We start from the raw sequence: 12,031 nt of genomic DNA, 5'->3' as shown, positions 1-12,031 counted from the left end.
GGCCCGTACAAGCCCGAGCACTACCGCTACTGAGCGCCGGCGACCCGCTCGCGCCACGAGGAGGCCGCTTGGACCCGTCGCCCGACGAGCGTCGCGCCCGCGCGGGCCCGGCCGCGCGGGGGGGGGGGAGGGGGGGGGCGGGGCGCCCCGGCCCCGGGCTGTCGCCGGGTCCGCGGACCGGGCCTGCGGCCCACCGGGGAGCGGGCCCGCGCACGGGCACCGCAGGACAGTCTACTCGCTGTGCTGCTCGGCGTGCCGCTCGGTGCGCCCGGACGGCGCGGGGTCCGCCGCGCGCGCGGGGTCGCCCGTCCCGCCCTCGACGGGCCGAGGCTCGAGCCCCATGACGCGCACGAGCTCGTCCGTCGCGCGGTGCACCTCGTCGTTGACGATGACGTGGTCGAACTCCGACTCCGCCGCGAGCTCGACCCGCGCCGTCGTGAGCCGGCGCTCGCGCTCCTCCGCGTCCTCCGTGCCGCGGCCCACGAGCCGGCGCACCAGCTCGTCCCAGCTCGGCGGGGCGAGGAACACGAACCGCGCCTCGGGCATCGAGGCGCGGACCTGGCGCGCACCCTGGAGGTCGATCTCCAGGAGCGCCGGCACGCCCGCGGCGAGCTTCTCCTCGACCGCGCGCCGGGGCGTGCCGTAGCTGTTGCGACCGTGCACCACCGCCCACTCGAGCAGCTCGCGCTCCGCGACCATGCGGGCGAACTCGTCCGTGCCGACGAACAGGTAGTGCACCCCGTCCACCTCGCCCGGCCGCGGGTCGCGCGTCGTCGCCGACACGGACAGCCACACCTCCGGGTACCGGGCGCGGATGTCGGCCGAGACCGTCCCCTTCCCGACGGCGGTCGGTCCGGCCAGGACGGTCAGGCGGGCGGGGCTGGGTGAGACCACCGGCGCCGTCGCCCCCTCGGCGGGGACGGACGGCGTCGGCTCGGACGGGTGCGCGGAAATGTCAGCCAAACCTCTCGATGAGGGCCGCGGACTGATGAGGACCGAGGCCGCGGACACGACGTGTCTCGGCGATCCCGATCTCCTCCATGATCGCCCGAGCCTTCACCTTACCCACGCCGGGCAGGGACTCCAGCAACGAGACCACCTTGAGCTTGCCGATCATGTCGTCCGTCTGCCCGCGCTCGATGACCTCCTTCAGGGAGCCCTGGGAGTACTTGAGCCTGTTCTTCACCTCGGCGCGCACGCGTCGGGCCTCTGCGGCCTTCTCGAGCGCCGCCGCGCGCTGTTCTGGGGTCAGGGGTGGAAGTGCCACGCAAGTCACCTACTCGTCGTCAGGCGGATGGGCCCACACAGTCGTCCCGGCGTGCCCCGACGAGGAGCCCTAATCGGGTGAATCACCCGGGCGACCTGCGCCGACGCACGGAGCCGACCCCTCGAAAGTAGCGAGCCTCGACCGATCGGGCAACGACTGGGCAGGGCGCGTCGCGCGCCGTCGGCGCTGCGACGAGCGTGGCGAGGGGCGCTGTGAGGCGACCGAGGGCGACGCTCAGGACGCCACGAGGCGCGCGACGAGCGCGTCGCGGACGGCCGTCGTCACCCCGCACGCGACGAGGTAGCCGTCCACGCTCCCGTGCTCGCGGGCGGCGAGCTCCCACGCGGCCTCGAGGTACTCCGGCTCCACGGTGAGGACCGGGGCCAGGGCGTCCGGGGACAGGCCCGGGATGGGCGGCACGAGCGCGGCGAGGCCTCCCACGGCCGCGCGGCTCGCGAGGTACTCCGCCAGGCGGTCCTCCTCCCCGACCCCCGCGACGTGCTGGGCGAGGGCGACCACCCACCCGGTGCGGTCCTTGCCCGCCGAGCAGTGCACGACCGCGGTACCCTCGGCCGACCCGACCTCGCCGAGCACGCGCCCGACCGTCGCGCGGATGCCGGGGTCCTGGACGAACGTCGCGTACACGCCGTGCATCATGCGGCGCGCGACCGCCGTCGGGTCGTCCGCCGCCAGCAGGCCCGCGACGAGCGCCGCGGGGTCGGCCGACGCTCCCCCGCCGTCGCCGCCCCCGGCCTGGAGGCCCCGCGCGGGGTCCATGCCGCGGCGCAGCACCCGGACCCCGCCCGGCACCGCGTCCGCGCCGTCGCGCTCGAGCTCGTCGTCCCCGCGCAGGTCGAGCACCGTCGTCACCCCGAGGTCGGAGAGCGCCGCCTGGCCCGCCGGGGTCAGGCGCGACAGGCTCGCCGTCCGCAGCAGCACGCCGGTGCGCAAGGGCTCGTCGTGACCGACCGGCACCGCGCGCCCCCCGACGTCGCGCGCGTTCCACGTGCCCGGCACGTCCAGCGCGCCCGGCACCGCACCGGCCTCGGGTGCGGGTACGGGAGAGCTCTCGTCACCGCGCTCGGGCGTGGCAGAGGGGCTCGCGGTCGCGTCGTGGGAGGCCATGGGCGCAGTCTCGCACGGCACGACGGCGGCGGGGCGGTTCCGGCGGGAGGACGGCGTCCGCGCCCTGAGTGTGGCACGACGACGGGGCCGGCACCCGCAGGTGCCGGCCCCGTCGCCCGGGTCGGTGACGCTCAGCCGCGCAGGGCGCGCGCGACCTCGTCCGTGGCCGACCGGGCCGCCGCGCGCAGCGCGTCGACGTCCGGTCCCGCGCGCAGGACGCCGCGCGAGGAGGACGCGAGCACCCGGCGACGCGCGTCCCCGAACACGGCGGCGAGCTCCCGCTCCCCCGCGCCCTGGGCGCCCACGCCCGGCGCGAGCAGCGGCCCGTTCACGGCGGTCAGGTCCGTCCCGGTCCGCTCCGCCGCGTCGCCGACGGTCGCCCCGACGACGAGGCCGACCGAGCCCATGGGCTCGGCGCCCTCGTTGAGGGCGGCCGCGTGGGCGGCCATCGCCGCGGAGACGCTCGGCCCGGCCGGCCGGCCGTCGCTCGTGAGCGTCCGCGCGTGCTGCACCTCGTGGCCCTCCTTGTTGGAGGTGAGGCACAGGACGAACAGCCCGCGGCCGGACGACAGGGCGAGGTCGACCGCCGGCGCGAGCGACCCGAAGCCGAGGTACGGCGAGACGGTCAGCGCGTCCCCCGCGAGCGGCGAGCCGTCCCGGAGGAACGCCTCGGCGTACGCGTCCATGGTGGAGCCGATGTCGCCGCGCTTGGCGTCGACGACGACGAGCGTCCCCGCCGCGCGGGCCGCCGCGATGACGTCCTCGAGCGCCGCGATCCCGCGCGAGCCGTGGCGCTCGAAGAACGCCGCCTGCGGCTTGACCGCGGCCACCCGCCCCCCGACCGCCTCGACGACCCGCAGGCCGAGCTCACGGACACCGTGGGCGTCGTCGGGCAGGCCCCACGCGTCGAGGAGGCTCGCGTGCGGGTCGATCCCGACGCACAGCGGTCCGTGGTCGTCCATCGCGGCGGCGAGCCGCGCGCCGAAGGCCGCGCTCACGCGCCCACCCGCTCCGCGGCGGCGGCGGGGAGCGTGACGCCGGCCGTCAGGCCCTCGCCCGCCATGTGCTCCTGGAGGCTGGCCACCGCGAACGGTCCCGCCAGGACCGCCTCGATGCCCTGCACCGCCGCGGCGAGCTGGTCGACCGTCGTCGCGATCGGCTTGTCCGCCGCGGTCGTGGCGGCCCGGATCTCGTAGCCGTCCGCGCGCGCGCCCTGGCCGGACGGCGTGTTGATGACCATGTCGACCTCGCCGGCCGTGATGAGGTCGACGATCGTCGGCTCCCCGTCCGCGCCGCGGCCCGCCGAGAACTTGCGCACCACGCGCGACGCGATGCCGTTGCGGCGCAGCACGCTCGACGTGCCGTCGGTCGCGAGGATCTCGAATCCGAGCTCCGCGAGGCGCTTGACCGGGAAGACGATCGAGCGCTTGTCGCGGTCGGCGACGGAGACGAACACGCGGCCCGACGTCGGCAGCCCGCCGAACGCCGCGGCCTGCGACTTGGCGAACGCGTGCGGGAAGTCGCGGTCGAATCCCATGACCTCGCCCGTCGAGCGCATCTCCGGGCCCAGGACCGTGTCCACGACCACGCCGTCCGCGGTGCGGAAGCGCTTGAACGGCAGGACCGCCTCCTTGACCGCGATCGGCGCGTCGAGCGGGAGCGTGCCGCCGTCGCCCTCGGCGGGCAGGACGCCCGCCGCGCGCAGCTCGGCGATCGACTCGCCCGCCATGACGCGCGCCGCGGCCTTCGCGAGCGACGTGCCCGTCGCCTTGGAGACGAACGGCACGGTGCGCGACGCGCGCGGGTTGGCCTCCAGGACGTAGAGCACGTCCGAGACGAGGGCGTACTGCACGTTGAGCAGGCCGCGCACGCCCACGCCCTTGGCGATGGCCTCGGTCGAGCGGCGGATGCGCTCGATCTCCTGCTCCGAGAGCGACACGGGCGGCAGGACGCACGCCGAGTCGCCGGAGTGGATGCCGGCCTCCTCGATGTGCTCCATCACGCCGCCGAGGAACAGCTCGGTGCCGTCGTAGAGCGCGTCGACGTCGATCTCCATCGCGTCGTCGAGGAACCGGTCGATGAGCAGCGGCGCGGGCAGCGTGCCGGCCGTGCGGTCCTCGGCCGCGGCCGCGGCGAGCGCGCGCTCGACGTAGCCCGTGAGCTGCTCGGCCGAGTACACGATCTCCATGCCGCGCCCGCCGAGCACGTAGGACGGGCGCACGAGCACCGGGTAGCCGATGCCGGCCGCGACGTCCTTCGCCTCGTCGAGCGAGCGCGCCGTGCCGAACGCCGGGGCGGGCAGGCCCGCCTCGACGAGCACGCGGCCGAACTCGCCGCGGTCCTCCGCGGCGTCGATCGCCTCGGGGCTCGTGCCGAGGATCGGCAGGCCCGCGTCCGCGAGGCGCTGCGCGAGCGCGAGCGGCGTCTGGCCACCGAGCTGGACGATGATGCCCTTGACCGGCCCCGCGGCGAGCTCCGCCTGGTAGACCTCGAGCACGTCCTCGAACGTCAGCGGCTCGAAGTAGAGGCGGTCGGACGTGTCGTAGTCGGTCGAGACCGTCTCCGGGTTGCAGTTGACCATGATCGTCTCGTAGCGCTCGCGCAACGTGAGCGCCGCGTGCACGCACGAGTAGTCGAACTCGATGCCCTGGCCGATGCGGTTGGGGCCCGAGCCGAGGATGATCACGGCCTCGCGCTCGCGCGGCGCGACCTCGGTCTCCAGGTCGTACGACGAGTAGTGGTACGGCGTGCGGGCGGCGAACTCGGCCGCGCACGTGTCGACCGTCTTGTAGACCGGGCGCACGCCGAGCGCGTAGCGGACCTCGCGCACCGTCGCCTCGCCCGCCGGCCCCATGCCGCGCAGGCGCGCGACCTGCGCGTCGGACAGGCCGTGCTTCTTCGCCTCGCGCAGCACGTCCTCCGTGAGCGCGGGCGCGTCCGCGACGGCCGCCGCGACCTCGTTGACCAGCTGGATCTGGTCGAGGTACCACGGGTCGATCTTCGTGGCCTCGAACACCTGCTCGACGCTCGCCCCGGCGCGCAGCGCCTGCTGGACGCCGATGATGCGGTTCTCCGTGGGACGCGCGATGCGCACGAGGAGCTCGTCGAGGTCCGCGCCCGAGACGGGCTCGCCGTCCCAGTGGAACACCGAGCCGCCCTTGTCGATCGAGCGCAGCGCCTTGCCGAGCGCCTCGGTGAAGTTGCGCCCGAGCGCCATGGCCTCGCCGACGGACTTCATCGTCGTCGTCAGCGTCGGGTCGGCGGCCGGGAACTTCTCGAACGCGAAGCGCGGCACCTTGACGACGACGTAGTCGAGCGTGGGCTCGAACGAGGCCGGGGTGACCTGCGTGATGTCGTTGGGGATCTCGTCCAGCGTGTAGCCGACGGCGAGCTTCGCCGCGATCTTGGCGATGGGGAAACCGGTCGCCTTGGACGCGAGCGCGGACGAGCGCGAGACGCGCGGGTTCATCTCGATGACGATGATGCGGCCCGTGTCCGGGTCGACGGCGAACTGGATGTTGCAGCCGCCCGTGTCGACGCCGACCTCCCGGATGACGGCGATGCCGATGTCGCGCAGCTTCTGGTACTCGCGGTCCGTGAGCGTCAGCGACGGCGCGACCGTGATCGAGTCGCCCGTGTGCACGCCGACGGGGTCGACGTTCTCGATGGAGCACACGACCACGACGTTGTCGTGCTTGTCGCGCATGAGCTCGAGCTCGTACTCCTTCCAGCCGAGGATCGACTCCTCGAGGAGCACCTCGGTCACCGGGGAGTAGTGCAGGCCCTGCCCGACGATGCGGCGCAGCTCGTCCTCGTCGTACGCGAAGCCCGAGCCGAGTCCGCCCATGGTGAAGGACGGGCGCACGACCATCGGGTACCCGAGGTCGCCCGCGGCCGCGATCGCCTCGTCGACCGTGTGCACGATGACCGAGCGCGCCGACTCGCCGCCGCACTTCTCGACGACGTCCTTGAACTGCTGGCGGTCCTCGCCCTTCTGGATCGCCGCGATGTTCGCGCCGATGAGCTCGACGCCGTACTCGGCGAGGACGCCCGCCTCGTCGAGCGCGATCGCCGCGTTGAGCGCGGTCTGCCCGCCGAGCGTGGGCAGGAGCGCGTCGGGGCGCTCCTTCGCGATGATCGAGGTGAGGACCTCGGTCGTGATGGGCTCGACGTAGGTCGCGTCGGCGAACTCGGGGTCGGTCATGATCGTGGCCGGGTTCGAGTTCACGAGGACGACCCGCAGGCCCTCCTCCTTGAGCACGCGGCACGCCTGGGTGCCGGAGTAGTCGAACTCGCACGCCTGGCCGATGACGATCGGGCCGGACCCGATGACCAGGACGCTGGAGATGTCGGTTCTGCGAGGCACGGTCAGCTCTCCTTGGTGTTCTGGTCGGCGGCTGCGGAGCTCTCGGCGCGTCGGGACGCCATGAGTTCGACGAAGCGGTCGAAGAGGTACGCGGCGTCGTGGGGGCCGGCCGCGGCCTCGGGGTGGTACTGGACGGAGAAGGCGGGCAGGTCGAGGCACTCGAGCCCCTCGACCACCTGGTCGTTGAGGCCGACGTGGGACACGACGACGCGCCCGTAGCGGCCGCCGTCGTGCGGGGCGACGGACTCGCCCTCCAGCGGCGCGTCCACGGCGAACCCGTGGTTGTGCGCCGTCACCTCGACCTTGCCGGTGCGGCGGTCCATGACGGGCTGGTTGATGCCGCGGTGGCCGTACGCGAGCTTGTACGTGCCGTACCCGAGGGCGCGCCCGAGGATCTGGTTGCCGAAGCAGATGCCGAAGAACGGGGTGCCGCGGTCCAGGACGCCCCGCAGCAGCTCGACCTCGTGGGTCGCCGCGCCGGGGTCGCCCGGGCCGTTGGAGAAGAACACCCCGTCGGGCGCGTACGCCTCGATGTCCTCGATCGTCGAGGCGGCAGGCACCACGTGCACGCGCACGCCGCGCTGGGCGAGGCGCTGCGGCGTCATGGACTTGATGCCGAGGTCGACGGCGACGACGGTCGCGACGGGCTCGCCGTCGGGCGTCGTGCCCTCGAAGGGCTCGACCACGTACGCCTCGTCGGTGCTCACCTCGCGCGCGAGGTCGGCGCCGGCCATCGCGGGCGCCGCCTGCACCTCGGCGACGAGGTCCTCGACCGTGCGGGGGTAGCCGTCGCGCACGAGCGCGTCGCCGGAGAAGATGCCGGCGCGCATGACGCCGAGCTCGCGCAGGTGGCGCGTGAGGGCGCGCGTGTCGACGTCGCTGATGCCGACGACGCCCTGCGCCGCGAGCTCCTCGTCCAGGGTGCGCTGCGCGCGCCAGCTCGAGGCCCGGCGGGCGGCGTCGCGCACGACGTACCCGGCGACCCAGATCTTGCCGGACTCGGGGTCCTCGTCGTTGACGCCCGTGTTCCCGATGTGGGGGGCCGTCATGACGACGATCTGGCGGTGGTAGGACGGGTCGGTGAGCGTCTCCTGGTAGCCGGTCATGCCGGTGTTGAAGACGATCTCGCCGACCGTCGTGCCGCGCGCGCCGTAGGCGCGGCCGGCCTGCACCGTGCCGTCCTCGAGGACGATCAGGGCCCGGTCGGCGGGCGGCGCGGTGGCGGAGACCTGGGTGGTCGCTGTGTTCACTGGGGCGGTCACGGTGCTTCCTCGTCGTTCTCGTCGGTGCCGGGGGTCGCGCTCTCGCGCGTCGGCGCCGGGTCTGCGGGGTCTGCGGGGGCGGCGCCGCTCGGCGCCCCGGGTCGTCGCTCGTGCGAGCCGTCGTCCGCGGGCCCGTCGCGGTCGTCGTCGGCTCGTCCGGCAAGACCCTGGAGGGCCTCCAGGAGGCGCGCGACGTCGTGGTCGTGGCGGGGCAGGAGACCGGTGTCGAGCCGGACCTCGGCCTCGGCCGGCGCGTCGGGCGCGTCCGCCGGGACCGGCTCGGCGGGCACGGCCCACGTCACGACGACGATGGCCTCCTTGCCGACGAACTTGCCGGCCATGCCCGGCGTGAGGGCCACGCCCCCGACCGCTGCGGCGGGCACCCACACGTCCGGGGCGCCGCTGCGCGCGACGTGCAGTCCGCCGTCGTGCACGGTGACCTGGGCCTGGGACCGGTCGCCGAGCCCGTGGGCACCGACGCGGGCGAGCCAGTCGCCCGCGAGCGTGCTGGACACGTAGAGCGCGTCGAGCGGCCCGAGCACCACGGCTCCCCGCGCCGCCTCGGCGGGCGGCGCCGGCGGCGTCGGGACGACGCCGGCCGAACGCCGGACGAGCCGGCGGCGGCCGACGAGGACGAGCGTCAGGAGGGCGACGCCGAGGACGACCCAGATGCCGACCGCGACGGGCTGGGGCAGGTTCACGCCCGCACCCCCTGCGTGCCGACGCCCGCCGGGACGGGCGTGCCGTCGAGCACCGTCGCCCGCCCGCGCAGGAACGTCGCGACGACGGCGCCGGGCAGCTCGCGGCCCTGGAACGGCGTGTTGGTGCTCGCCGTGACCTGGCCCGCGCCGTCGACGACGCGCCGCGCGGCCGGGTCGACCAGCGTCACGTTCGCGGGCTCGCCGACCTCGAGCGGACGCCCCTGGGCGCGCTCGCCGGTGTCGATCCGACCGATGCGCGCGGGCGCGCCGGACAGCACGCGCGCGACGTCGGCCCACGTCATGCGCCCGGTGTCGACCATGGTCTGCTGCACGACGCTCAGCGCCGTCTCCAGGCCGGTCATGCCGAACGCGGCCGCGGCCCACTCGCAGTCCTTGTCCTCGCGGGCGTGCGGCGCGTGGTCGGTCGCGACGATGTCGATCGTCCCGTCCGCGAGGCCCTCCCGCACCGCCTCCACGTCCGCGGCGGTCCGCAGCGGCGGGTTGACCTTGAACGTCGGGTCGTAGCCGCGCGCGAGGTCGTCGGTGAGGATCAGGTGGTGGGGCGTGACCTCGGCGGTCACGTCGATGCCGCGGCCCTTGGCCCAGCGCACGATCTCGACCGAGCCCGCGGTCGACAGGTGGCACACGTGCAAGCGCGACCCGACGTGCTCCGCGAGGAGCACGTCGCGCGCGATGATCGCCTCCTCGGCGACCGCGGGCCAGCCCGCGAGGCCGAGCTCGGCCGAGACGACGCCCTCGTTCATCTGGGCGCCCTCGGTGAGGCGCGGCTCCTGCGCGTGCTGGGCGACGACGCCGTCGAACGCCTTGACGTACTCGAGCGCCCGGCGCATGAGGATCGGGTCGTCGACGCACCTGCCGTCGTCGGAGAACACGCGCACGCGCGCCGCGGAGTCGGCCATGGCGCCGAGCTCGGCGAGCTGCTCGCCCGCGAGCCCGACGGAGACGGCGCCGACCGGGTGCACGTCGACCCAGCCCGCGTCGCGACCGAGGCGCCAGACCTGCTCGACGACCCCGGCCGTGTCCGCGACGGGCGTCGTGTTGGCCATGGCGTGGACGGCCGTGAACCCGCCCGCCGCGGCGGCACGCGTGCCGGACTCGATCGTCTCGGCGTCCTCGCGGCCCGGCTCGCGCAGGTGGGTGTGCAGGTCGACCAGGCCGGGCAACGCCACGAGGCCGGTCGCGTCGACGACGACCGTCTCGCCGCCCTCGGACCCGGCACGCGCGGCACCGACCGGCGCGATCTCGGCGATCACGCCGCCGGAGAGCACGAGGTCGACGGGGTCGCCGCCCAGCGGGCGCGCGCCGCGCAGGACGTACGTGGTGGTTGCGGCGCTGCTCACGAGGCGGGGACCCTTTCGACGGCGGGGACGGGCTGGGCGGGCGACAGCGCCACGGCCGGCGCCGCGGCGTCGGTCTCGTCGCTGCCCGCGAGGAGGAGGTAGAGCACGGCCATGCGCACGGCGACGCCGTTCGCGACCTGCTCGACGATGACGGCGCGCGGCGAGTCCGCCGCCTGCGCGGAGATCTCGAGTCCGCGGTTCATCGGGCCGGGGTGCATGACGATCGCATGCTCGGCGAGCAGCCCGAGGCGCCGGGCGTCGAGACCGTACTTGCGGCTGTACTCGAGCGGGTTGGGGAAGAACGCTCCCCCGCCGGCGCCCGAGCCGCTCATGCGCTCGCGCTGCACGCGCAGCATCATCACGGCGTCGGGGCCGCCGTGCGCGGTGTCGCCCGCGAGGGTCGCGTCGAGGTCGTAGGAGACCTCGCACGGCCACGTCTGGACGCCCACCGGCAGGAGCGTGGGCGGGGCGACGAGCGTCACGTGCGCGCCGAGCGTGTGCAGCAGGTGCACGTTGGAGCGTGCGACGCGCGAGTGCAGCACGTCGCCGACGATCGCCACGTGCCGCCCGTCGAGACCCGCGCCGCGCGCGGCCTCGTCGTCCGGGCCGCTCGCGCCGGGGGCGGTGAGCCCTGTCCCGGACAGGTGGCGGCGCAGCGTGTACGCGTCAAGCAGCGCCTGCGTGGGGTGCTGGTGCGTGCCGTCCCCCGCGTTGAGGACCGCGGCGTCGAGCCAGCCCGCGTGGGCGAGCAGGTGCGGTGCGCCGGAGGCCTGGTGGCGGACGACCACCGCGTCCGCGCCCATCGCCTGGAGCGTCAGCGCGGTGTCCTTGAGCGACTCGCCCTTGGACACGCTCGAGCCCTTGGCCGAGAAGTTGATGACGTCCGCGGACAGGCGCTTGGCCGCCGTCTCGAAGGAGATGCGCGTGCGCGTCGAGTCCTCGTAGAAGAGGTTGACGACGGTGCGCCCGCGCAGCGTCGGGAGCTTCTTGATCTCGCGCGCCTGCGTCGCGGCCATCTGCGCGGCCGTGTCGAGGATGCGCACCGCGTCGGCGCGCGCGAGGTCCTGGGTGGACAGCAGGTGCCTCATGCGCGGGCCTCCGTCCCGGGGACGGCGGACCGGATGACGACGGCGTCCGCCGGCGCGTCCCCGTCCGCGGGTGCGCCGTCGACCTCGGCGAGGCGCACGCTGACGCGCTCGGACGTCGAGGTGGGCAGGTTCTTGCCCACGAAGTCGGGGCGGATCGGCAGCTCGCGGTGGCCCCGGTCGACGAGCGCGGCGAGCTGCACGGCGCGCGGACGACCGAGGTCGCTGATCGCGTCGAGCGCGGCGCGGATGGTGCGCCCGGAGTACAGGACGTCGTCGACGAGGACCACGACCTTGCCGTCGATGCCCGAGGCGGGCAGGCGCGTCGCGCCGATCGTGCGCGTCGGGTGCCGGTGGAGGTCGTCGCGATACATCGTCACGTCGAGCTCGCCGACGATGGCGTGCGGGTCGGGCGCGCCGTCGGCGGGCGTCCCCTCGATCGCGGCGAGGCGCTCGGCGAGCCGCGTCGCGAGCGGGACGCCGCGCGTCGGGATCCCGAGGAGGACGAGGTCGTGGGCCCCCTTGTTGCGCTCCACGATCTCGTGGGCGATGCGCGTCAGCGCGCGGGAGATGTCGGCGGCCGTCAGGACGACGGTCCCGGCCTCGGGGGTCGATGCGGGTGGTGTGGGCACAGCAGCGCCAGAGCTCATGTCCGGCGACCTCCTTCCCCGCCTCACGGGACGGGCCTTAAAGGATGTCTGACGGTCACCCACCCTACCGCCGCGCGTCGCGGCGGCGGGTACGCGTCCCGCCGGGTAAGACGCGGGGGGGGGGGGGGGCTGGGCGCGGCCAGAGTCCCTCGCCCCGCGCGCAGAGCGGCGCGGCGCGGACGGGGCGACGCGCTCTCCAGCAAGCACACGGAGC

10 protein-coding genes are annotated in these 12,031 nt (G+C 74.9%); all 10 read right to left on the bottom strand.

The window, feature by feature from the left end; translation table 11 throughout:
- Nucleotides 1–231 precede the first annotated feature (231 nt).
- Nucleotides 232–894, bottom strand: coding sequence for a guanylate kinase (gene gmk, locus ACFWH7_RS06560; RefSeq protein WP_378215668.1), 663 nt, complete (start codon nucleotides 892–894; stop codon nucleotides 232–234).
- 61 nt (nucleotides 895–955) lie between these two features.
- Nucleotides 956–1,267 carry an integration host factor, actinobacterial type gene (gene mihF, locus ACFWH7_RS06555; RefSeq protein WP_021482878.1) on the bottom strand — a complete coding sequence of 104 codons (312 nt, stop codon included), beginning with the start codon at nucleotides 1,265–1,267 and terminating at the stop codon, nucleotides 956–958.
- 234 nt (nucleotides 1,268–1,501) lie between these two features.
- On the bottom strand, nucleotides 1,502–2,392 hold the full coding sequence (locus tag ACFWH7_RS06550; protein WP_378215667.1) for a tyrosine-protein phosphatase: 891 nt from the start codon (nucleotides 2,390–2,392) through the stop codon (nucleotides 1,502–1,504).
- Between the two features lie 131 nt (nucleotides 2,393–2,523).
- Nucleotides 2,524–3,354, bottom strand: coding sequence for an orotidine-5'-phosphate decarboxylase (gene pyrF / locus ACFWH7_RS06545; RefSeq protein ID WP_378215672.1), 831 nt, complete (start codon nucleotides 3,352–3,354; stop codon nucleotides 2,524–2,526).
- Between the two features lie 32 nt (nucleotides 3,355–3,386).
- Nucleotides 3,387–6,758 (bottom strand): carbamoyl-phosphate synthase large subunit, encoded by a 3,372-nt coding sequence (gene carB, locus ACFWH7_RS06540; protein ID WP_378215666.1) that lies wholly within the window; start codon nucleotides 6,756–6,758, stop codon nucleotides 3,387–3,389.
- Nucleotides 6,759–6,760: 2 nt separating this feature from the next.
- On the bottom strand, nucleotides 6,761–8,020 hold the full coding sequence (gene carA, locus ACFWH7_RS06535; protein ID WP_378215665.1) for a glutamine-hydrolyzing carbamoyl-phosphate synthase small subunit: 1,260 nt from the start codon (nucleotides 8,018–8,020) through the stop codon (nucleotides 6,761–6,763).
- Nucleotides 8,017–8,721: a PH-like domain-containing protein gene (locus ACFWH7_RS06530; protein WP_378215664.1), complete on the bottom strand. Its 705-nt coding sequence runs from the start codon at nucleotides 8,719–8,721 to the stop codon at nucleotides 8,017–8,019. The genes carA and ACFWH7_RS06530 overlap by 4 nt, the downstream gene beginning before the upstream one ends.
- Entirely contained in the window at nucleotides 8,718–10,082 is a 1,365-nt protein-coding gene (locus tag ACFWH7_RS06525) for a dihydroorotase (RefSeq protein WP_378215663.1), read from the bottom strand. Before ACFWH7_RS06525 ends, ACFWH7_RS06530 begins: the two co-directional genes overlap by 4 nt.
- Complete coding sequence (locus tag ACFWH7_RS06520; protein ID WP_378215661.1) at nucleotides 10,079–11,170, bottom strand: aspartate carbamoyltransferase catalytic subunit; 1,092 nt, start codon at nucleotides 11,168–11,170, stop codon at nucleotides 10,079–10,081. The genes ACFWH7_RS06525 and ACFWH7_RS06520 overlap by 4 nt, the downstream gene beginning before the upstream one ends.
- Nucleotides 11,167–11,817, bottom strand: coding sequence for a bifunctional pyr operon transcriptional regulator/uracil phosphoribosyltransferase PyrR (pyrR, locus tag ACFWH7_RS06515; RefSeq protein ID WP_378215659.1), 651 nt, complete (start codon nucleotides 11,815–11,817; stop codon nucleotides 11,167–11,169). The genes ACFWH7_RS06520 and pyrR overlap by 4 nt, the downstream gene beginning before the upstream one ends.
- Nucleotides 11,818–12,031 lie beyond the last annotated feature (214 nt).

The organism is Cellulosimicrobium cellulans (genome assembly GCF_042723955.1).
Taxonomy (GTDB): Bacteria; Actinomycetota; Actinomycetes; order Actinomycetales; family Cellulomonadaceae; genus Cellulosimicrobium; species Cellulosimicrobium cellulans_H.
The sequence above is the reverse complement of the archived record's forward strand: the minus strand, read 5'-3'. Positions and strand labels throughout refer to the sequence as shown.